Annotated in this window: 19 protein-coding genes; 10 read left to right on the forward strand and 9 right to left on the reverse strand. The window is 32.8% G+C overall.

Features of this window, described 5'->3' with window-relative positions:
- The first annotated feature begins 42 nt into the window (after nt 1–42).
- From B4A23_RS08960 to groL, 8 genes are all read left to right on the forward strand, one after another.
- Nucleotides 43–1,314 (forward strand): sigma-54 interaction domain-containing protein, encoded by a 1,272-nt coding sequence (locus B4A23_RS08960; RefSeq protein WP_286484927.1) that lies wholly within the window; start codon nt 43–45, stop codon nt 1,312–1,314.
- A gap of 1 nt (nt 1,315) precedes the next feature.
- Nucleotides 1,316–1,825 carry an LptE family protein gene (locus B4A23_RS08965; protein ID WP_125349625.1) on the forward strand — a complete coding sequence of 170 codons (510 nt, stop codon included), beginning with the start codon at nt 1,316–1,318 and terminating at the stop codon, nt 1,823–1,825.
- Nucleotides 1,826–1,848: 23 nt separating this feature from the next.
- Nucleotides 1,849–3,060, forward strand: a complete 1,212-nt coding sequence (locus B4A23_RS08970) for a tetratricopeptide repeat protein (RefSeq protein WP_291119155.1) — start codon at nt 1,849–1,851, stop codon at nt 3,058–3,060.
- A 4-nt stretch (nt 3,061–3,064) separates the two neighbouring features.
- Nucleotides 3,065–3,415, forward strand: a complete 351-nt coding sequence (secG, locus tag B4A23_RS08975) for a preprotein translocase subunit SecG (RefSeq protein WP_038332909.1) — start codon at nt 3,065–3,067, stop codon at nt 3,413–3,415.
- Between the two features lie 91 nt (nt 3,416–3,506).
- Nucleotides 3,507–3,932, forward strand: coding sequence for a hypothetical protein (locus B4A23_RS08980; protein ID WP_291119158.1), 426 nt, complete (start codon nt 3,507–3,509; stop codon nt 3,930–3,932).
- Between the two features lie 2 nt (nt 3,933–3,934).
- Nucleotides 3,935–6,256, forward strand: a complete 2,322-nt coding sequence (locus tag B4A23_RS08985; RefSeq protein ID WP_291119160.1) for a zinc-dependent metalloprotease — start codon at nt 3,935–3,937, stop codon at nt 6,254–6,256.
- Nucleotides 6,257–6,415: 159 nt separating this feature from the next.
- Nucleotides 6,416–6,694, forward strand: a complete 279-nt coding sequence (locus tag B4A23_RS08990; RefSeq protein ID WP_180906864.1) for a co-chaperone GroES — start codon at nt 6,416–6,418, stop codon at nt 6,692–6,694.
- 108 nt (nt 6,695–6,802) lie between these two features.
- The gene (groL, locus tag B4A23_RS08995; protein WP_291119162.1) at nt 6,803–8,428 is read left to right on the forward strand and encodes a chaperonin GroEL; all 1,626 of its coding nucleotides are present in this window, start codon (nt 6,803–6,805) and stop codon (nt 8,426–8,428) included.
- An 82-nt stretch (nt 8,429–8,510) separates the two neighbouring features.
- Here the strand turns inward: groL and leuB are convergent, their stop codons facing one another.
- The 4 genes from leuB to B4A23_RS09015 are packed head-to-tail and all read right to left on the reverse strand — an operon-like array spanning nt 8,511 to nt 12,794.
- Nucleotides 8,511–9,635 (reverse strand): 3-isopropylmalate dehydrogenase, encoded by a 1,125-nt coding sequence (gene leuB / locus B4A23_RS09000; protein WP_291119165.1) that lies wholly within the window; start codon nt 9,633–9,635, stop codon nt 8,511–8,513.
- Nucleotides 9,622–10,224 carry a 3-isopropylmalate dehydratase small subunit gene (leuD, locus tag B4A23_RS09005; RefSeq protein WP_180905142.1) on the reverse strand — a complete coding sequence of 201 codons (603 nt, stop codon included), beginning with the start codon at nt 10,222–10,224 and terminating at the stop codon, nt 9,622–9,624. Before leuD ends, leuB begins: the two co-directional genes overlap by 14 nt.
- A 12-nt stretch (nt 10,225–10,236) precedes the next feature.
- Complete coding sequence (gene leuC, locus B4A23_RS09010; RefSeq protein WP_291119168.1) at nt 10,237–11,622, reverse strand: 3-isopropylmalate dehydratase large subunit; 1,386 nt, start codon at nt 11,620–11,622, stop codon at nt 10,237–10,239.
- Nucleotides 11,619–12,794 carry a 2-isopropylmalate synthase gene (locus B4A23_RS09015; RefSeq protein ID WP_286477560.1) on the reverse strand — a complete coding sequence of 392 codons (1,176 nt, stop codon included), beginning with the start codon at nt 12,792–12,794 and terminating at the stop codon, nt 11,619–11,621. Before B4A23_RS09015 ends, leuC begins: the two co-directional genes overlap by 4 nt.
- Before the next feature lie 148 nt (nt 12,795–12,942).
- On the opposite strand from B4A23_RS09015, the gene B4A23_RS09020 reads away from it, so the two are divergent.
- The gene (locus B4A23_RS09020) at nt 12,943–14,424 is read left to right on the forward strand and encodes a hypothetical protein (protein WP_291119172.1); all 1,482 of its coding nucleotides are present in this window, start codon (nt 12,943–12,945) and stop codon (nt 14,422–14,424) included.
- Nucleotides 14,425–14,633: 209 nt separating this feature from the next.
- Nucleotides 14,634–16,109, forward strand: a complete 1,476-nt coding sequence (gene mqo, locus B4A23_RS09025; protein WP_286484939.1) for a malate dehydrogenase (quinone) — start codon at nt 14,634–14,636, stop codon at nt 16,107–16,109.
- Between the two features lie 141 nt (nt 16,110–16,250).
- Here mqo and B4A23_RS09030 read toward each other — a convergent pair whose 3' ends face one another.
- The 5 genes from B4A23_RS09030 to B4A23_RS09050 form a co-directional block, all read right to left on the reverse strand.
- Nucleotides 16,251–16,772, reverse strand: coding sequence for a septal ring lytic transglycosylase RlpA family protein (locus B4A23_RS09030; RefSeq protein WP_180905147.1), 522 nt, complete (start codon nt 16,770–16,772; stop codon nt 16,251–16,253).
- A 323-nt stretch (nt 16,773–17,095) separates the two neighbouring features.
- Nucleotides 17,096–17,548, reverse strand: coding sequence for a GatB/YqeY domain-containing protein (locus B4A23_RS09035; protein WP_286500138.1), 453 nt, complete (start codon nt 17,546–17,548; stop codon nt 17,096–17,098).
- A gap of 101 nt (nt 17,549–17,649) precedes the next feature.
- Nucleotides 17,650–19,494: a cell division protein FtsZ gene (gene ftsZ, locus B4A23_RS09040; protein WP_286485062.1), complete on the reverse strand. Its 1,845-nt coding sequence runs from the start codon at nt 19,492–19,494 to the stop codon at nt 17,650–17,652.
- A gap of 55 nt (nt 19,495–19,549) precedes the next feature.
- Complete coding sequence (gene ftsA, locus B4A23_RS09045; protein ID WP_180905149.1) at nt 19,550–21,001, reverse strand: cell division protein FtsA; 1,452 nt, start codon at nt 20,999–21,001, stop codon at nt 19,550–19,552.
- Nucleotides 20,988–21,719: a cell division protein FtsQ/DivIB gene (locus B4A23_RS09050; protein WP_291119176.1), complete on the reverse strand. Its 732-nt coding sequence runs from the start codon at nt 21,717–21,719 to the stop codon at nt 20,988–20,990. Before B4A23_RS09050 ends, ftsA begins: the two co-directional genes overlap by 14 nt.

Raw genomic sequence — 21,719 nt, forward strand, 5'->3', positions numbered from 1 at the left:
GAGATTGAAAATTTCAATTTCGAAAACCTAAAAAATTAAAAAATGGATTCTTTACAAACTATCAAACAACGTTTTGGAATCATTGGAAATAATGTAGCCTTGAATCGCGCTTTAGAAAAGGCGATTCAGGTTGCACCTACCGACATTTCTGTTCTTGTTATCGGAGAAAGTGGTGTTGGTAAAGAATTTATTCCGAAAATTATTCACAATCAATCAGCACGCAAACACAATAATTATATTGCGGTGAACTGTGGTGCGATTCCAGAAGGAACAATAGATTCTGAATTATTTGGACACGAAAAGGGTGCTTTTACAGGTGCAACACAAACACGTAAAGGTTATTTTGAAGTAGCGGATGGCGGAACAATTTTCTTAGATGAAGTTGGTGAATTACCTTTAGCAACACAAGTGCGTTTATTACGCATTTTGGAGTCGGGTGAATTTATGAAAGTTGGTTCTTCGGAGCTTCAAAAAACAAATGTTCGTGTTGTTGCAGCAACGAATGTAAAATTATTAGAAGCTGTTGAAAAAGGTAAATTTCGTGAAGATTTATATTATCGATTAAATACAGTTCAAATTGATATTCCAGCTTTGCGCGAGCGTAAAGAAGATATCAATTTATTGTTCCGAAAATTTGCTTCAGATTTTGCGAATAAATACAGAATGCCTCATATTGAGCTTTCTCCAGAAGCGCAAAACTATATTGCAAATTATCCTTGGCCAGGAAATGTGCGTCAATTGAGAAATTTTGCTGAACAAGTTTCTGTTGTTGAAAAAGACCGTGTGATTTCCTTAGAAAAAATCATGGAATTATTACCTAATAATTCAACAATGTTAACGGTTACAAATAAATCGAAAGATGGAAGTTCTTCTGATTTTATGGAACGTGAATTATTGTTCAAAGTTTTATTGGACATGAAAAAAGATTTGAACGATTTGCGTGCTTTAACATTAGATTTGATCAAACACAAAGATGTTGAAGATTTTAATGGCAATACGCAAGAATTGATTCAACGCGTTTATCAAGATCAAAACGAACCAGAAGAAGATTTTGTACCAAGTCAATATAATTTGGTTCCAACGAAATCTGCTCCAATCACACCAAGTTATCAACAACCGCAATACGATTATTCGAACGATGTATACGACGTAAGTCCAATCGAAGAACCAGAGTCACTTTCGTTGCAAGATAACGAAAAGGAAATGATAAAATTGGCATTAGAAAAACATAAAGGAAAACGTAAAATGGCGGCTGACGAATTGGGAATTTCTGAGCGAACATTGTACCGAAAAATCAAACAATATCATTTGTAATATGAACAAAATAAAACTATTCGTCCTTAGTATTTTTGCTATTTTTAGTTTAACAGGATGTATAAAATATTCACTTTCGGGAGCTGCAATTCAACCAGATTGGAACACAATTTATGTGGCAACTTTCCCGAATTATGCACCTCAACAAAATCCTACTTTAAGTCAAGATTTAACCATTGCAATTCAAGATATTTTTAGAAGTAGAACGAAATTGAAATTAAATTCGAACGAAAATTCTGACTTAATTATCGAAGGTGAAATTACGGGATACGATGTTGTTCCTGAAGCAATTCAATCGAATGATATTGCAGCAAAAAACCGTTTGACAATTTATGTAAAAGTTCGATATATCAACAATAAAGACGAATCAAAAAGTTATGACAGAACATTTTCTGCTTTCCAATTATATGACGGAAATGCGATGTTAAGCGCTGTAGAATCGTCAATTGTTCCATTAATTATTGATGATATTCGCGACCAAGTTTTTGCGTCTATTGCGATGGATTGGTAAAAAAATAACCTTATATTTGAGCAATGACCAGAATTGAATATTTAGTAGCACATCCGTACGAAGTCGAGAAATCGGACATTCCACTTCTTAAAAAAGAAGTAGAAAAATATCCGTATTTCTACACATTGCGTGCTTTGTTACTTTATGGTTTGAAAAAGGAAAATCATCCTTCTTTTGAGGATTATTTGAACAAAACGTCAATTCACAGCAGCAATCGTGTCGATTTGTATCATTACATCAATTCGGAACCAATTCAGAAAGAAGTTAAAGTAGAAAATGAAACTATTTCTCCTGAAATGGAAGAAGAAAAAGTAGAAGAATTAGTTGAAAACGAAATTATTTCTGAACCAATTTTAGAAAATTCTACTTCTGAAATCATCGAAAACAATAACGAAACAGTTGAAGTTGTTGATGAAATCATTGAAGAAAAGGAAAAAGAATCTAATCAAGAAATTGAGGTTGTTTCTGACATAAATTCTGATGAAATTAATGAAGATATTGTGGACGAAATGATCGAAAATAATACAGAAGAATCGGAATTGAGAACAGATCATGTGGTTGACATTATTTCGGATGAAGAATTGAACGAAGTTGCTGAAATCACAAATAAAGTTGTGGTAGAAAATCATTCGAAAGAAGAAAATTTAACTTCTGAGAATGATATCGAAAATGCTGTTCAACAAACTTCTGGAATTGAAATTATTGAATCTGAACCTCAGCAAGTAATTGAAACAATAGAAGATAATCAGCAAGAAGAAATTGTAGAAGGATTGTCTGAAAATGCGGAAGTAATTGAAAAATCTGAACCTGAAATGGTTGAAGAAAAAGTAGAGATCATTGAAAATAATTCGGATGAATCGACGTTTTCTTTTTCAGATTGGTTGAAAAAAGTTCCTTCTCAATCAAAAACACAACAAGAGATTGAAGAAGAGCAAGAAATTGCAGAAAGAGAAATAAAATATAAGTTGATTGATGACTTTTTGGAAAAAAATCCGAAAATCGTTCCGATGAAAAAAACGGATATTACACCAGTCAGCACACCATCAAATTTCGTTCAGAATACGGAAGAATATTCGGATTTGATGACCGAAACTTTAGCTCAAATTTATATTGAGCAAAAAAAATATGATAAGGCAATTAAAGCTTATAAGATATTAATTTTGAAATATCCAGAAAAAAATAGTTTATTTGCAAATCGAATTAAAGAAATTGAAAATTTAAAAAACTCTAAATAATAAAATGGGACTATTTCAGTTTTTCATGATTATTATCATGATTTTATGTGTATTATTAGTACTAATCGTATTATCTCAAAACCCTAAAGGAGGAGGATTATCTTCTACTTTCGGAGGTGGCGGAGGAAGCCAAATGTTTGGAGTTCAAAGAACAAATAAATTCTTAGACAACACAACTTGGGGATTATTTATCGCTGTAATCGTATTGATTATTGGAGCAAGTGCTTCGCATGAAAATCCAAATGCGATAAAACCAATTAAGCCAAATGTTACGGCACCGGCTAATAATTTACCAACGCAACCTGCTGCAAACGGAGCAAGTCAAAATCAATTACCAGCTCAACCAGCGAAGTAATTTTGATAAAAAAATATACAAGCCTCACAATTTGTGAGGCTTTTTTTGTTGATTGATTAATATAATCTTTAAATTTATCAAAACCTAAATTATGAAAACATTCGTTTCATTAATAATCATCCTACTTACTTTTATAAGCTGTGTTGGTCAAAAATTGTATCAGAAAATTCCAAAAGAAAATTATCAATTACTCACAACTTTTTCTGCGCAATATGAATTATCAGGAACACATTTCTTCAAAAATGAAACTGAATTAAACAATATGTATGCTACATTACCAAAAGATTACAAGAAATCATTACCTCGTTTCGTTATCGATTATGAAAAAAATCAAATAATTTTGATTCCTCACAAACATATTAATTCATATAATATTGATTCTATTACTGGTAATGAAAAGATTTATAATTTACATTTAACACCTATAAAAGGAATTAATCAAACACAAGACTCTTCAAATTTATTGATGATGATTGTACCTAAATCAGTGAAGAAAATTTTAGTAAAAACTAAATAAAAATGGAAAAATCTATATCTAAATATTTACTTATTTGTCTTGCATTTAGCACAAACTTATTTGCTCAACAAAACTTTTGGAAAACTAACAATGCGAAAGGAAGTATTTCTAAAGAGCAATTAAATACAAGAGCACATATACCAACTAAATCTGTTAAATTAGATTTAGCTTATGATAATTTGGTCAACTATTTAAACAATACGAATCAACAAAGTTTTTTATTAAACTTTCCAACTGAAAATGGAAAGTTTAATACATATCGTATTGTAGAAACTTCAAATTTATCCCCTGAATTACAAACTAAATACCCAGATATAAAATCTTTTTCTGGGTACAATACAAATGATTTGTCGGAGAAAATAAATTTTAGTTTATCTCCTCAATTCGGTTTGTATGGTTTAGTTTCAAACGGTAATAAAACAGTATTAATAGACGCTTATACTAAAAATAAAGCGTCATATATTGTATATGATAAAAAAGATTTAGTTAATACAAATTCTTTCAAATGTACTACAGAACCTTCCGAAAGTGCTCTTGGGATAGATAATTTAAATTTTGAAACTATTAAACAATCCTCTCGAACAGCAACTCAAAATGGAAGTTTAAGAAAATTTAGATTAGCCATTACAACAACGACTGAATATTCAGATTTTGTAATCAAACAAGCTAATTTATCATCTGGTACAGAAACTCAAAAGAAAGCTGCAATATTAGCTGCAGTCAATTTATCACTCACACGAATTAATGGCGTTTTAAAAAATGATGTTGGTGTTTTTTTAGAATTAATTCCAAATACTGATCAATTATTTTTTATTGATTCTGATTCTTTCCAAGACCCTAATATTAATTCTGATTCTGCAGCAAGATACAATCTTGACGAAAATATTACTGTTACAAATAATGTTATTGGAGTTGCTAACTACGATATTGGTCATTTATTTTTTCAAGTGAATAATGATAATGATTCAAATGGATTGGCCAATACACCAGCAGTTTGTAACAATAGAGTAAAAGCAGGAGGAGTAACTGGTACAATAGTCCCTATTGGAGATGCTTTTGATATTGATTACACAGCACACGAGATTGGTCATCAATTGGGTGCCTATCATACACAAAACAACAATTGTAATCGTACACTTAGCAGTTCTGTTGAGCCTGGTAGTGGTTCTACAATTATGGCTTACACTGGTATCTGTTCTCCAAATGTACAAAATCAAAGTAATGCATATTTCCATACAAAAAGTTTAGAAGAAATGGCAAGAGTGATAAATTCTGTGAATTGTGGACAATTCGTTACTACAGCAAATACAGCTCCCACAATAACTTCTACTTTGAAAACCGAATATAAAATTCCAATTTCAACTGCATTTGCTTTGGAAACCCTAGCTTCTGACTCAAATAATGATCAATTAACATATTCTTGGGAACAAATGAATCCTGAAGTTTCTGAAACTTCTATTAAATCACTTCCTCCTATTTCGTCTAATTCTCAAGGTCCAAATTTCAGATCATTCTCTCCACAAAAAGTTGGAATTCGTTATTTTCCTCGTTTAGAAAAAATTATTTCAAATGAATTAGTATTTCAAACAAATCCATATCTGTCAAACGTTTCAAATTACGATAAAAACAACTGGGAAGTCATCCCTTCTGTTCCTCGTACAATGAATTTCTCTGTTACAGTTCGTGATAATAATTCTGAAGTTGGATTAACCGCTCGACAAAATGTTCAATTAAACTTTCTAAATTTCGGTCCATTCAAAGTTACTTCGCAATCAATCGCAGAAAATTGGAAACAAAATAACACTGCTACAATTACTTGGGATGTTGCAGGAACTGATGCAAACGGTATTGACACACAAAATGTAAAAATTTTGTTATCAGTTGATGGTGGAAAAACATTTGATTATGTTTTAGCTGAATCAGTTCCGAACAACGGTTCTTATACATTCACAGTTCCTGCAGGCTTAGGAATTACCAATAAAGCGAGAATTATGATTAAAGCAATTGATAACGTTTTCTTAGCTGTTAACTCTACTGATTTTTCTATAGAAAGTTCTTTAACTACAAATGATATAAAAGGAAAAGATTTAGCGACAATTTCTCCAAATCCTTCAAATGGAATAATCAATCTAGATTTTACAAAATCATTTACAACAGGTAAAATTACGGTGACAGATTTAGCAGGAAGAACAGTTTACTCAAACAAATTGAATTCTTCGAAATCTCAACAAGTTAATTTATCTAGTTTATCAAATGGAGTTTACATTGTTTCGATTGAAGCTGGCAACGAACAATTCACGAAAAAAGTGATTATCAAAAAATAATTATTCATAAAAATTACTTTAAATGCCAAGTTGTCTGACAGCTTGGCATTTTTATTTTTTCTCATTACAATTAACTAATCCATAATGGCAGAAATTGGCTATTGGCACGTTTTTCGTTGATTAAAAATCATCAATTTAGAAAAAATAAAAAATACAAATATGTCACAATTAAACATTAAACCATTAGCAGATAGAGTGGTTATTGAGCCTGCTCCAGCAGAAACTAAAACAGCTTCAGGAATTATTATCCCAGATTCAGCAAAAGAGAAACCACAAGAAGGAATTGTTGTTGCAGTTGGTAATGGTAAAAAAGATGAACCAATGACTGTTACAGTTGGTGATAAAGTTCTTTACGGTAAATATTCAGGAACTGAGTTAAAATTAGAAGGTAAAGATTACTTAATCATGCGTGAAGCTGATATTTTGGCAATCATCTAAATTTAGTTGTAATAAGTAAAATGTATTAGGTACAAAGTAACTTATTTTTTAATTTTTAATCATATTCGACTTAAGGCTTAAGGCTTAAGACAACAAAACATAAACAAAATGGCAAAAGATATTAAATTCGATATTGAATCAAGAGACGCTTTAAAAAGAGGTGTTGATGCATTAGCAAATGCAGTTAAAGTAACATTAGGACCAAAAGGTCGTAACGTAGTTTTAGAAAAATCTTTCGGTGCTCCACATGTAACTAAAGACGGAGTTTCTGTAGCAAAAGAAATCGAATTGGAAGATCCAATCGAAAACTTAGGTGCGCAAATGGTGAAAGAAGTTGCTTCTAAAACAAATGACGTTGCTGGTGATGGTACTACAACTGCTACAGTTTTAGCTCAAGCTATCGTTCGCGAAGGTTTGAAAAACGTTGCTGCAGGTGCAAACCCTATGGACTTAAAACGTGGTATTGATAAAGCTGTTGCTGGAATCGTTGCTAACTTAAGAGAGCAATCTCAAGAAGTTGGTGATTCATCAGAAAAAATCAAACAAGTTGCTTCTATCTCTGCAAATAATGATGATACAATTGGATCATTAATCGCAGAAGCTTTTTCTAAAGTTGGAAAAGAAGGGGTTATCACTGTTGAAGAAGCGAAAGGAACAGAAACTTATGTTGACGTTGTAGAAGGGATGCAATTCGATCGTGGATATCAATCTCCTTACTTCGTTACAAATGCAGATAAAATGATTGCTGAATTAGAGAATCCTTACATCTTATTATGTGAGAAAAAAATATCTAACTTACAAGAAATCTTACCTTTATTAGAGCCAGTTGCTCAATCAGGTCGTCCATTCTTAATCATTTCTGAAGAAGTTGAAGGTCAAGCTTTAGCTACTTTAGTGGTTAACCGTTTAAGAGGTTCTTTAAAAATTGCTGCTGTTAAAGCTCCAGGATTCGGAGATCGCAGAAAAGCAATGTTACAAGATATCGCTATCTTAACAGGAGGAACTGTTATTTCTGAAGAGCAAGGAATTACATTAGAAACGGCTACTTTAGAAATGTTAGGTACTGCAGAAAGAATAGTTATCGACAAAGACAATACAACTATTGTTAACGGAGCTGGTGATGCAGAACAAATCAAATCTCGTGTTAACCAAATTAAAGCGCAAGTAGAAACAACTACTTCTGACTATGACCGCGAAAAATTACAAGAGCGTTTAGCTAAATTAGCTGGAGGTGTTGCTGTATTATACGTTGGTGCTGCTTCTGAAGTTGAGATGAAAGAAATCAAAGACCGTGTTGATGATGCTTTACACGCAACTCGCGCAGCTGTAGAAGAAGGTATCGTTGCTGGTGGTGGTGTTGCTTTTGTTAGAGCTTTATCTAACTTAACAATTGATACTACAAATGCTGACGAAGCGACAGGTGTTAAAATTGTAACGCGTGCAGTTGAAGAGCCATTACGCCAAATCGTTCACAACGCTGGTGGTGAAGGTTCTGTAGTTGTTGCAAAAGTAAAAGAAGGAAATGGAGATTTCGGATACAATGCAAAAACTGACGAATATGTAAACATGATCGAGGCTGGAGTTATTGATCCAACTAAAGTTGCTCGTGTTGCATTAGAAAACGCTGCTTCTGTTGCAGGTATGTTAATTACTACTGAAGCGGTTGTTACAGAAATTAAAAAAGATGAGCCAGCTATGCCACCAATGGGAGGTGGAATGCCAGGAATGATGTAATCATCAACTCATAAAAATATACAATAGAAAAAGCCATTCAGAATTCTGAATGGCTTTTTCATTAAGTCATAAATAATAAAAACTATATAATCGTCGATTTCCCCATCAATACATTTTCAAAATTGAAATATGAATGATGATCATGATCGCTCAATAATATCTTCGCAATATAATTTGCTACAACAGACGTCGAATAATCACTCGTTTCATCTAAATCTGAAGTCACAATCAAATTATTAATCGCATTTTCCACCGCATTTTCTATTGCTTTTGCCCCTTCTTCTAATTCCAAATAACGCAACATCATTGCGGCACTCAAAATAGAAGCCATCGGGTTTGCAATTCCTTTTCCTTTTGCCTGTGGATACGAACCATGAATAGGCTCGAACAATGCATTTTCTGTACCAATAGAAGCCGAAGGCAACAAACCTATACTTCCTCCAATTACACTTCCTTCGTCCGAAATAATATCACCAAACATATTCTCTGTCAAAATCACGTCAAATTGTTTTGGATTGATAATTAATTGCATCGCTGCGTTATCAACAAACAAGAAATCTAACTCAACTTCTGGATATTCTTGGCTAATATCCATCGCAACTTTTCTCCACAAACGAGACGTGTCCAATACATTTGCCTTGTCTACCAACGTTACTTTTTTGCGACGTTTCATTGCTTCCTGAAAAGCTAAATGTGTAATTTGTTCAATATCTTTTCTATTGTACGAACATGTATCATACGCATGCGAACCATCTTGCGCCGTAAATTTTTCTCCGAAATAAATTCCATTAATCAACTCACGAAAAATTACCATATCCGTTCCTTCGATGTGCGAACGTTTCAATGGACTTTTCCCCAACAAAGATTCGTAAGCCTTGATTGGACGGATATTTGCAAATAAACCAAGTTCCTTTCTCAGCTTTAACAAACCTTGTTCGGGACGAACTTTTGCGTTCGGATTATTATCATATTTTGGATCTCCAATAGAACCAAACAAAACCGCATCTGCATCTTTACATAATTGCAACGTCGCATCAGGCAAAGGATTTCCCGTTTCGTCAATCGCAATTGCACCAATCAAAGCTTCCTCAAATTCGAAATTATATTTAAAAATTTGTTCAACGACTTTCAGAACTTTTATTGTTTCCGAAACGACTTCTGGTCCTATTCCATCGCCAGAAAGTACTGCAATTTTATGCGTTTTCATGTTGTAAAGATTTATGGTTTTGTTCGTAAGTTTCTATTTTATCTTTTTGACTGATTAAAAAATCAATGTCATCATATCCATTTAATAAACAGATTTTTTTATAAGAATCAACATCAAAGTTGATGGTTTGATCTTGAATTTTTAAGGTTTGATTTTCTAAATTAACTTCAAATTCTGTTGAAGGATTTTGATCGATGATTTCAAAGATTTGATTTAAAATTTCATCTGAAACAACGATTGGTAAAATTCCGTTATTCAATGCATTTCCTTTAAAAATATCTGCAAAATAACTACTAATTACCACATCAAATCCGTAATCTTTGATTGCCCAAGCAGCGTGTTCTCGGCTACTTCCACAACCAAAATTTTTACCAGCAACTAATATTTTTCCAGCATATTTTGAATCATTCAGCGGGAAATTTTCAATTGATTGATTATCTTGATTAAATCGCCAATCTCTGAATAAATTATCTCCAAAACCTTCTCTACTAATCGCTTTCAAAAAACGAGCTGGAATAATTTGATCCGTATCTATATTTTCTATTTTAATCGGAACAGCCGATGATTTTAATTGATTGATTGAATCCATTTTGAGTAAATTTTAATTGATATCAACAATTTTTCCGTGAATTGCAGCAGCAGCAGCAATCAAAGGACTTGCTAATAATGTTCTTGAATTTGGACCTTGACGGCCTTCAAAATTTCTATTCGAAGTCGAAACACAATATTTTCCTTCTGGAACTTTATCGTCATTCATCGCCAAACAAGCCGAACAACCTGGTTCGCGCAATTTGAATCCAGAAGCTTCAAAAATTTTATCCAAACCTTCTTCTATCGCTTGCTTTTCTACTTGTTTCGATCCTGGAACAATCCACGCAGTTACATTTTCATTGCGCTGTTTTCCTTTCACATAATTTGCTACTTCACGCAAATCTTCGATTCTTGCATTGGTACAACTTCCAATAAACACATAATCAATTGGATGATTGATGATTGATTGATTATCTTGGAATCCCATATATTTCAACGCTTTTTCAAACGATTCTTTTTCATTATCACTTAACGAATCTTTAGAAGGAATGATATCTTTTACAGAAATTCCCATTCCCGGATTCGTCCCAAACGTAATCATTGGATAAATGTCCGCCGCATCAAATTCTATTTCCTCATCAAAAATGGCATCAGCATCACTTGGTAACGTTTTCCAATACGCTACTTTTTGCTCCCACTCTTCTCCTTTCGGGGCAAATGGTTTATCTTTTAAATAAGCAAAAGTCGTTTCGTCTGGTGCAATCATTCCGCCACGAGCGCCCATTTCAATCGACATATTACAAACTGTCATTCGACCTTCCATCGACATATTCTCGAAAACATCTCCAGCATATTCACAGAAATAACCTGTTCCTGCATTTGTTCCAACTTTAGAAATGATATATAAAATCACATCTTTTGGTTGAACATTTGGATTCAGTTTTCCATTGACTTTGATTCGCATCGACTTCGGTTTATTCATCAACAAACATTGACTTGCAAAAACCTGCGCGACTTGACTTGTTCCAATTCCGAAAGCAATTGCTCCAAAAGCACCATGCGTAGACGTGTGACTATCACCGCAAACCATACTCATTCCCGGTTGCGTAACACCCAATTCTGGCGCAATAATGTGAACAATTCCTTGATACGGATGACCTAAGCCATAAAAAGTAATATTATTTTTTTCGCAATTAATTGCTAATTGCTCTAATTGTTGTTTTGATAATGGATCTCGAACCGGCTGATCTTGATTAATCGTTGGTACATTATGATCCGCAGTTGCTACAATTTGATCTGGACGAAAAATTGGAATATTTCTCCCTTCTAATTCTGCAAAAGCTTGCGGACTTGTCACTTCGTGAATTAAATGTTTATCAATATAAATCACTTGTGGTCCATTTTCTACTTGGCTGACAACATGAGCATCCCACACTTTATCGAATAATGTTCTCATGCGAATTTTCTTTGTGTTGATTGGTTAAACTGATGCATTAGTCCAAGTAAATCTTCGCGAACAACTTCTTTCTTCGAATCTGCGATTTCTAAAAATTGTTCATATAAAATATCTAATTCATTTTTAGATGTATCAAAACCGATATCTTTCAGACGATAAGCTAACGCTGAACGTCCACTACGAGCTGTCAAAATAATTGATGACTCATTAACACCAACATCTGCTGGATTGATAATTTCGTATGTTTCACGATTTTTAATCACACCATCTTGATGAATTCCAGAACTGTGCGCAAACGCATTCGATCCTACAATTGCTTTGTTTGGTTGTACCATCATTCCCATTGTTTCAGAAGTTAATTGACTTAATTCTGTTAACATTTGAGCATTGATATCTGTATAGAAATTCAACTCTTTGTGTTGTCTAAAAATCATCACAATTTCTTCTAAAGCGGTATTACCAGCGCGCTCACCAATTCCATTAATCGTACATTCTATTTGGCGTGCTCCATTTATTGCTCCTGCAACTGCATTCGCTGTCGCTAAACCTAAATCATTATGATTATGACAAGAAATAATAACATTATCAATCCCTTGAACATGATCTTTCAAATATTTAATTTTATTTCCGTATTCAAAAGGTAAACAATAACCCGTTGTATCTGGAATATTAAGAACCGTCGCACCAGCTTTGATTACTTCTTCACAAACTTGAGCAAGAAAAGCATTATCCGTTCTTCCTGCATCTTCAGCATAAAACTCAACATCATCTACAAATGTTTTTGCATAAGCAACCGCTTCAACTGCACGTTCGATAATAGCTTCACGATTCGAATTAAATTTGTGAATAATATGAGAATCCGAAGTTCCAATTCCGGTATGGATTCTTGGTTTTACCGCATATTGTAAAGCTTTAGCTGCAGATTCTATATCTTTTTTGTTTGCGCGAGTTAAACCACAAACTGTGGCATTTTTCACTAATTTTGAAATTGCATTTACGGCTTCGAAATCTCCAGGACTTGAAATTGGAAAACCAGCCTCGATAATATCAACGCCTAATTCGTCCAATCGAGCCGCAATTTCTAACTTCTGTTTTTTGTTTAACTTACACCCCGGCACTTGCTCTCCATCTCTCAGTGTCGTATCAAAAATTTGAATCTTCTCAGCACTCATTGCAATTAGTTTTGTTTGTTATTGTGATGTAAAATTAAAATTGTACTAACTTTAAATTTTCAAATTGAAATAGGTTTTACAATTCTTAAAGCCGAAATATTTTACTCAATTATTTTATTTTCAATCAATTACATACAATTTAATTACAATGTCAAATCATAACAAAGACGCACTATTTAGTTTAATAAAGTCGCTTAATCGTTCCGAAAAACGTCAATTCAAGCTTTATGTAAATCGTTTGCAAATTAATGCAGATGCAAAATTTTTGTTATTATTTGAAGCGTTGGATAAGTTGGAAGAATATGATGAAACGTTAATTTTAAAGAAAAAAATTACCACGAAACAACAATTATCAAATCTAAAAGCGCATTTGTACAAACAAATTTTGTTTAGCTTGAGGATGAATCCTTCGCAACAGAATTCGCGTATGCAAATACGTGAACAATTTGATTTTGCTACAATTTTATACCAAAAAGGCTTGCACAAGCAAAGTCTAAAAATGTTGGACAAAGCCAAAACTCAAGCCTTAGATTTTGACGAAAAAGCTATTGCTTATGATATTTTAGAGCTCGAAAAAATTATCGAATCGCAATTTATTACGCGAAGTATTTCTGGTCGTGCAGATCAATTGATTGAGCAATCAGAAGAGTTAAGTTTACAGAATTTACAAGCGAGTAAATTATCTAATTTATCGCTGAAATTATATAGTATTTTGCTCGAAAATGGGTATTCAAAAGATGATGAAGAAATTCAAAAAATTCAGAATTTCTTTGATTCGGAAACAAAAAATATCGATTTTAAGAAATTAAAATTCAAAGAGAAATTATGGTTTTATAAAGCAAATGTTTGGTTGTCGATGTTAACGCAAAACCTTCATTCTGCCTATGAATTTTCTAAAAAATGGGTTGAGTTATTTTACGAGAAAAAAGAGCGAATTCTTAGTCATCCTGTTTGGTTTATCAAAGGAAATTCATATTTATTGAAAATTTTATATCTGAAAAAAAATTCAGAAGAATTCAAATTTTGGTTTGATAAATTGGAATCTGTTTACGAGATTTTGCCTCAAAATGATAATGTGGAAGCCCTTTGGTTTATCAATAAATTTAATAGTAAACTGAATTATTTTTTCATTAATCCGAAAGAAAATATTAGTCCATTTTTGATTAAAGATATTTTGCGCGAAATAAAATTGCATCAACATAAAATCGATAATCATCATATTTTGGTGCTTTATCTAAAGATTGCTGCGTATTATTTTCTGAATAAAGATTGGGATAATTCCTTTGATTATTGTCAAAAAATTATCAATAGTGAATCTACAATTCAAGAAGATTTACATTTTTACACCTTAGTTTTGATTATGATGAATTTGTATGATTCTGGCAACGATCAAGAATTGGATATGTATTCGTACAAAACGCATCAATTCTGCAAAAAGATGAAAAATAGTAACATTATTACACGAAAAATTAGTTTATTTTTTATTGAGTTGAATGATTTGTATCCTCATGAAAAAGTGAAAGCTTTTCGAGAATTAGATGATTTCTTGAAAGATTCGGACAATCAAAATTTGTTGCGAAGAAATACCAATTACATCAATCTTAGACGTTGGATGGAAGAAAAAATTTAAATTTCATGAATTCAAATTAATAATTTCTCTCTATTTATCAAGTAAAGACAATTAATAAATCTAGAGTTCAATAATTTTCTATAAAATAAAATCTATTCAAATTATCTCAAAACAATAATTTATGTAAAAAATCATTGTTTTTTCTGCGTATTATTTCGCAAAAAAGGCTATTTATTAATACCTTTGCAACGTAAATATATTTTTGAGAAATGGAAAAACAACCTCAAGAGGTAGTGTTAGTTGGTGCTGGTATCATGAGTGCTACTTTAAGCATACTTCTTAAAAAAATAAATCCGGCTATTAAGATTTCTGTTTTCGAAAAATTAGATAAGATTGGATTTGAAAGTTCTGATGCTTTCAATAATGCAGGTACTGGTCACTCTGCTTTTTGTGAATTGAATTATACGCCAATGGACAAAAATGGAGTGGTTAATATTGATAAAGCAATTAATATTGCAAAACAATTTGAAACTTCGAAAGAGTTTTGGTCTTACTTAGTCGAAAATAATTACGTTTCTTCTCCAGAAAAATTCTTACGTCCTACTCCACATATGTCTTTTGTTTGGGGCGATGACGATGTAAATTTCTTGAAAAAACGTTACGAAAAATTATCTCAACATCCTTTATTCAAGGATATGGAATATTCTGATGATGTTTCTAAAATCAAAGAATGGGCTCCATTAATTGTTGATGGTAGAAAAGGTAATGAAAAAGTTGCGGCAACGCATATGAACTTGGGAACTGATGTGAATTTTGGTGAATTAACGCGTCAAATTTTCAAAGGTTTACAAGACAAAAAAGAAATTACGTTAGAAACTGAACACGAAGTAAAAGACTTAACTCGTCTTAGCAACGGAAAATGGGCAGTTAAAGTAAAAGATTTAAAATCTGGAAATAACAAAGCGCTTAATGCTGATTTCGTATTTATTGGTGCAGGTGGTGGAGCAATTTTATTGTTGCAAAAATCTGGAATTCCAGAATCGAAAAAATTTGGAGGTTTCCCAGTTGGTGGACAATGGTTAATTTGTCAAAACGAAGAAGTAATCAAAAAACATCATGCAAAAGTATACGGAAAAGCGAAAATTGGTGCACCACCAATGTCTGTTCCTCACTTAGATACACGTGTTATTGATGGAAAACAATCTTTATTATTTGGACCATTTGCAACATTCTCAACAAAATTCTTAAAATACGGATCTAATTGTGATTTATTCAAATCTGTAAACTTAGGAAACGTAGGATTTTTGATGAATTGTGGTTTAAACAATATCGATTTAACTAAATACTTGGTAGAACAAGTGATGTTGTCTAAAGCAAAAAAAGTAGAAGAATTACAAGAATATTTCCCAGAAGCGAAATTAGAAGATTGGTTCGAACAAACTGCTGGACAACGTGTTCAAGTAATCGAAAAACAAGACGGAAAAGGAGTTTTGAAATTTGGTACAGAAATCGTTACATCTCAAGATGGAACAATGTCTGCCTTATTAGGAGCATCTCCAGGAGCATCTACATCTGTTAGCGCAATGTTGAACTTGATGAAACAATGTTTCCCAGACTTGATGAAAAACAACTGGAACGAAGCGATCAAAGAAATGATTCCTTCTTACGGTGAAGATTTAGCACAAGCTGAATTAGTTGAAGCATCAAGAGCACGTACAACTAAAGTGCTTAAAATTTTAGATTAAGATTTTTCTTACATCATATAATTATAAATCCTGATATTCATTTATCAGGATTTTATTTTTGCACAAAACTTAAGAGCATTAAAAAAAGGTTTGAGAATAAATTCTCAAACCTTTTAATTTTTTCTGAACATCTTAGTCTTTCTAGTCTTCGCTTTTGATAATTTCGTATTCAACTTGCATCACTCCTGTGTTGGTGTGACCAATTTCGCTGAATGCAGCTTGACTTAAGTCTAAAACTCTAGATTTAGCGTATGGACCTCTGTCGTTGATTTCTACAACCACAGATTTACCATTTCTGATATTCGTAACTTTTACTTTCGTACCAAATGGTAAAGACTTATGGGCAGCCGTTAGTTCGTGTTTGTCGTACGTTTCACCACTAGCTGTCTTGCGTCCGTGGAATTTGTCTCCATACCAAGAAACAACTCCTGTCGAGATTTTTCGAGCGCTATTCTCGATAAGTTCTCCAACCAACTTTTCATCTTCAACTGATAATGTATCTTTTTTGATGGTATCATTATCAATATCTTTACTAAATCTTTTCTCAGAAGCTGGCATAATAATTGTGTCATTATTACCAGAATCCTTAAAAATTTTACCATCAGCATTTGCTATTGGAAAAATCATTAACATTGCTATAAACGCTGTAATGCTTTTCGTCATCCTTTAGATATTTCTGATTTACTTTGCAAATTTAAGGGTATAAACAGCTTCTTATTTAGAATTATTCTAATCGATTGATTTTTAATTCTAAAATCTCTTGTGCTTTGCGAATTTAGATGCCTACAGCGATTTGTTAATTTAATGTTAAAATAAACTTATAATCCTAATTTTTTTGGCAATTATTTACTTAAATCGGATATGTTATTGATTATCAATAAATAATCATTTTGTATAATTTGAAGAAATTTATCAAATAAAGAAATAAAAAAGGTAAAGTTTATAAAACTTTACCTTTTCTTAATTTTTAAAGATTTAAAAATCAATTATAAACTAGCTAAAATGTCTTTTACTTTAGCCGAAATTAATTTTCCTTCCGCTTTACCAGCCAATTTAGATGAAGCAGCTCCCATTACTTTTCCCATATCTTTTGGAGAAGTAGCGCCAACCTCTGCAACAATTTCTGTAATTGCAGCTGTTAATTCTTCATCTGATAATTGAGCAGGTAAAAATTGTTGAATAACTTCTGCTTGCGCCAATTCTTTTTCAGCTAATTCTTTACGTTCGTTTGCTTCGAACTGTTCAGCAGCTTCTTTACGTTGTTTTACTAATTTTTGTAATAAAGCAATTTCTTGATCTTCTGATAATTCACCGTTAGCACCAGATGTTTTTGCTAATAATAATTCAGATTTTACAGCTCTTAAAGCTTCTAAAGCAACAGTATTTTTAGCTTTCATCGCTTCTTTTAACTGTGCCATTATTTGAGTTTCTAAATTCATTTGTTTTGCTTTTAGACTACAAATTTAAGACAAAAAAAGGCTCATCGCAAAAGCAATGAACCTTTTCTATAATAAGAATATTTTTTACGAGTGATCGTTTATTAATCTACGTTATCGTGTAGAAAATTGTTTGGACGAATTTGTGTTTCGTTGTTACGATTAGTTCCGACAGAAAAATCAGAAGATTGATTATCATTACGATCAGATAAATTCAATCCTTGACGTTTGTAAGCAGGAATTGCTTCGTATTCGTCTACTTGAGAATTCGTCATCGTATTGTTGAATTTAAAATTAAATTGTTTCAAACGATTTCTTCTCTCTTCAATCATACTATTCAATTCAGGATCATTTGATTGCTCAATTGGCTGACTAAATGGATCTATAGCAACTTGTACTTCTTCTGCTTGTGGAGCAGCTGATTGAGCTACATTAGATTGAATTGGTTCTACATTTCCATATCCTTCGTTCTTTGGAGCTTGGTATCCAGTATAATTATTTTGAGGATAATTTGACTGTTCTGAAGCTACAGGATTAGAATATGAATTATATGTTTGATTATTATTTACATTATTCGTTGGTTCTTGCGGACGATTAAAATCAGATTTCAAACGTGGTTCGAAATCATCGTAAGAACGTCTTTCTTGAACTGGCTCATCTTCAATATCATCTAAAACATAACGCTTTGGAGAATTATTTTCTTCGAAAGATTCTTCTGGCGTATTGTGATAAGTTTGTTGTTGAAAACTTTGGTTAATATCTGCTTGACGATAATTATTTTGAGGAGCCTCTGGCGTTTGATTTTGTTGAGGCGTTTGTGGTGCTTGTTGAGAAGCATTAGAACGACCAAAGTCTAACGTCATTGGTTTTACACGATTTACAAAAGGTTGCTCAACTGATAATGTTTTATTTATTGGTTGCTCTTCCTCTAATGTGTGTACAATTTTTTGTTCCTCTTTTCCTGTATACGCCTGATCTTCTGTAGGAAAACCTGTTGCCACAACAGTTACAGAGATAGAATCTCCTAAATCTAAGTCTTCACCAATACCCATGATAATATTTGCACTATTACCAGCTTCTTGTTGAATGTAATCATTGATGATACCAATTTCATCCATTGTAATTTCGTTATTACCAGACAAAATCAATAACAATACATTACGCGCACCTGTAATTTTGTTGTTGTTTAACAATGGAGAATCTAAAGCAGAAGAAATTGCATCTTTCGCTTTGTTTTCACCAGAACCTTGCGCAGATCCCATGATTGCTGTACCAGAATTTTTAAGTACTGTACGCGCATCACGTAAATCGATGTTCATTGCATAGTGTTGTGTAATAACTTCTGCAATTCCTTTAGCTGCTGTTGTTAAAACCTCATCAGCTTTTGAGAAACCATTTTTGAAACCTAAGTTTCCGTATAATTCACGTAATTTATCATTGTTGATCACAATTAATGAATCTACGTTTTGTCTTAATTTTTCGATACCTTTTTCGGCTTGTTCCAACCTCATTCTTCCTTCGAAAAAGAATGGCGCTGTAACAATCCCTACTGTTAAAATATCCATTTCTTTTGCAATACCAGCAATTACTGGCGCTGCTCCGGTTCCTGTACCACCACCCATTCCGGCAGTAATAAAGACCATTTTAGTTCCTTCGTCTAAAACAGCTTTTACATCATCCATACTTTCGATAGCAGATTGCTCTCCTACCTCAGGATTTGCTCCAGCTCCTAAACCTTCTGTTATTGCTTGTCCTAATTGAATTCTTGTTGGTACTGGACTATTTGCTAATGCTTGAGAGTCCGTATTACAAATTACAAATTCTACACCTGCAATTCCTTGTTCAAACATGTAGTTTACGGCATTACTACCTCCACCACCTACTCCGATTACTTTGATAGCTTGAGATCGGCTCTTTGGTAAGTTGAACACAATATCTCCTGTTAACATATCACTCATATTCTTCTTATTAAATTGGTTCGTAATTTATTCTAGTTTATTCTTATTATTCAGTTTCGTTGATCATTTGGATAAATTTATCCGTCCATTTCGAAAAGAAATTTTTCTTTTCTGGCTTAGATTTAGCTTCTTTCTTTTCTCCAATTTCTTGATCCAAGAATTCGTCCACTACTTCTTCTCTTTTTGGTTTTTGGATAATTTCTTCCTCAACAACAATTTCAGCTTTTACAGTCTTTTTTTGTTGCGTTGGTTGAATTCCAATCTCTAATTCTTCTTGGTTATTCAAATTATTAATAACTGGTTTTTCATAAATTTCGTGCTGATAATTCGCGGCTAATTCTTCTAAACCTTTCATCAATAATCCAACAGATGTTGCATATTCAGGTCCGCTAATTTCTTCAGCTTTTGCACCAACAATATGTTCGTTAGAGTATCCAATTCTTACATCCATTCCAGTTACATATTCTGTAAGTTGACGAATGTGTTTCAATTTAGATCCACCACCTGTTAAAACGATTCCTGCAATCAACTTTTTGTTTTGATCTTCGCAACCGTAGTTTTTCAATTCCAAATATACTTGTTCCAAAATTTCCTGCACACGTGCGTGGATAATTTGAGACAATCTTTTTAATGATATTTCTTTTGCTTCACGTCCTTTTAAACCAGGAATCGATACAATTTCAGTTTCTTTATTTTCTCCTGGCCAAGCAGAACCAAATTTTTCTTTTAAAGCTTCGGCTTGCTTACCAATGATAGAACATCCAACTTTGATGTCTTCTGTAATCACATTTCCTCCAAACGGAATAACCGATGTGTGACGAATAATATTATCCTTAAAAATTGCAATATCTGTTGTTCCACCACCTATATCAATCAATGCAACACCAGCTTCTTTTTCTTCTTCGCTAAGCGCAGCACTAGACGATGCAATTGGTTCTAAAGTAATACTTGCCAAACGTAAACCAGCAGCTTTTACACAACGTGCAATATTTCGGATAGATGAAACTTGTCCTACAACCACATGGAAATTAGCCTCTAAACGGCTTCCGTACATTCCAATTGGTTCGCGGATTTCACCTTCGTTATCAACCTTAAATTCTTGAGGAAGAACATGGATAATTTCTTCTCCAGGTAACATCACCAACTTATAAACTTGATTTGTTAATAACTTTAAATCATTGTCATCAATCACGTCTTCTGAATTGGTACGAGTAATGTAATCGCTATGTTGTAAACTACGAATATGTTGTCCAGCAATACCAACAGTAACATCAGTAATTTTGACACCAGATGATCTTTCAGCCTTATCAATTGCCTCTTTTATCGAGTTAATGGTTTGTGTAATATTATTTACAACACCTCTGTGTACACCTAAGCTTTTTGCTTGTCCGTGTCCAAGAATTTCGATTTTTCCGTTCTCATTTTTTCGTCCGACAAGCGCTACAATCTTTGTAGTCCCTATGTCTAAGCCAACTGCAATCTTACTATTGTTCTCCATTTTTTATTCGTTTGGTTGCTACAACTTGGTTTACAAATTTCAAGCTCAATTTTTCATAATCTTCAGTTCCTATAAAATCAATGTATTGATTATAGAATAATTTTAGATTATGTAACTTCTGTTCAAAGTTGTTTAAAGTTCCTAATTCTATATAATAGTTTCCTGTGTTTACAATTAAATTAAAAGAACGTTGTCCCACTTTTTGAATTGCTATGATATGATTTTTTAATAAATCGTCTGCTTTCAAAGCTTGAACAAATTTACTCAAATCCTCATATTCATTCGGTTTTACATCACCAGAAACTAAGATTACATCTGCTGAATTTAATTTAGATAAAGGCATTTTTTCGCCTTTTGTTGTCAAATAAAATTCATTTTTCAGCGTCTTTATTCTTGCTACTGCTGAGTTTGCTTTAATGTCAAGTCGTAAATGTCCGTTGATATCTTTACTTACTTGTACAGAATCCACAAAAGGACTCTCACTTACTTTTTGTTCGATTTCTTTTACATTCACTTCTCTTAGAGATTGTTTTAGAATGTCTTTTCCATCTTTGTTGATAATTTCTCTTATCGATTCATCATTAATAAAATAATTATCAACTGGCTGAACAAACGCCACGTCAATTTTATTCACTGTACGCGAAGCATTCTTAATTACCGTAAAACTAATCAAACCGATTAGCAAGGCAACTCCAAAAATCACTTTTATGATTTTCAA

It is taken from the genome of Empedobacter sp. UBA7248, from assembly GCF_002472945.1.
Classification (GTDB): domain Bacteria; phylum Bacteroidota; class Bacteroidia; order Flavobacteriales; family Weeksellaceae; genus Empedobacter; species Empedobacter falsenii_C.

Bases quoted from the DNA above. Each gene is read 5' to 3' on its own strand.
- leuB (WP_291119165.1), bottom strand. From the start codon at position 9,635: ATGAAAACGCATAAAATTGCAGTACTTTCTGGCGATGGAATAGGACCA.
- ftsA (WP_180905149.1), bottom strand. From the start codon at position 21,001: ATGGAGAACAATAGTAAGATTGCAGTTGGCTTAGACATAGGGACTACA.
- B4A23_RS09035 (WP_286500138.1), bottom strand. From the start codon at position 17,548: ATGAATTTAGAAACTCAAATAATGGCACAGTTAAAAGAAGCGATGAAA.
- B4A23_RS08985 (WP_291119160.1), top strand. From the start codon at position 3,935: ATGGAAAAATCTATATCTAAATATTTACTTATTTGTCTTGCATTTAGC.
- groL (WP_291119162.1), top strand. From the start codon at position 6,803: ATGGCAAAAGATATTAAATTCGATATTGAATCAAGAGACGCTTTAAAA.
- leuD (WP_180905142.1), bottom strand. From the start codon at position 10,224: ATGGATTCAATCAATCAATTAAAATCATCGGCTGTTCCGATTAAAATA.
- B4A23_RS08990 (WP_180906864.1), top strand. From the start codon at position 6,416: ATGTCACAATTAAACATTAAACCATTAGCAGATAGAGTGGTTATTGAG.
- B4A23_RS08965 (WP_125349625.1), top strand. From the start codon at position 1,316: ATGAACAAAATAAAACTATTCGTCCTTAGTATTTTTGCTATTTTTAGT.
- B4A23_RS09015 (WP_286477560.1), bottom strand. From the start codon at position 12,794: ATGAGTGCTGAGAAGATTCAAATTTTTGATACGACACTGAGAGATGGA.
- secG (WP_038332909.1), top strand. From the start codon at position 3,065: ATGGGACTATTTCAGTTTTTCATGATTATTATCATGATTTTATGTGTA.
- B4A23_RS09020 (WP_291119172.1), top strand. From the start codon at position 12,943: ATGTCAAATCATAACAAAGACGCACTATTTAGTTTAATAAAGTCGCTT.
- B4A23_RS09030 (WP_180905147.1), bottom strand. From the start codon at position 16,772: ATGACGAAAAGCATTACAGCGTTTATAGCAATGTTAATGATTTTTCCA.
- B4A23_RS08960 (WP_286484927.1), top strand. From the start codon at position 43: ATGGATTCTTTACAAACTATCAAACAACGTTTTGGAATCATTGGAAAT.
- B4A23_RS08980 (WP_291119158.1), top strand. From the start codon at position 3,507: ATGAAAACATTCGTTTCATTAATAATCATCCTACTTACTTTTATAAGC.
- B4A23_RS08970 (WP_291119155.1), top strand. From the start codon at position 1,849: ATGACCAGAATTGAATATTTAGTAGCACATCCGTACGAAGTCGAGAAA.
- leuC (WP_291119168.1), bottom strand. From the start codon at position 11,622: ATGAGAACATTATTCGATAAAGTGTGGGATGCTCATGTTGTCAGCCAA.
- mqo (WP_286484939.1), top strand. From the start codon at position 14,634: ATGGAAAAACAACCTCAAGAGGTAGTGTTAGTTGGTGCTGGTATCATG.
- ftsZ (WP_286485062.1), bottom strand. From the start codon at position 19,494: ATGTTAACAGGAGATATTGTGTTCAACTTACCAAAGAGCCGATCTCAA.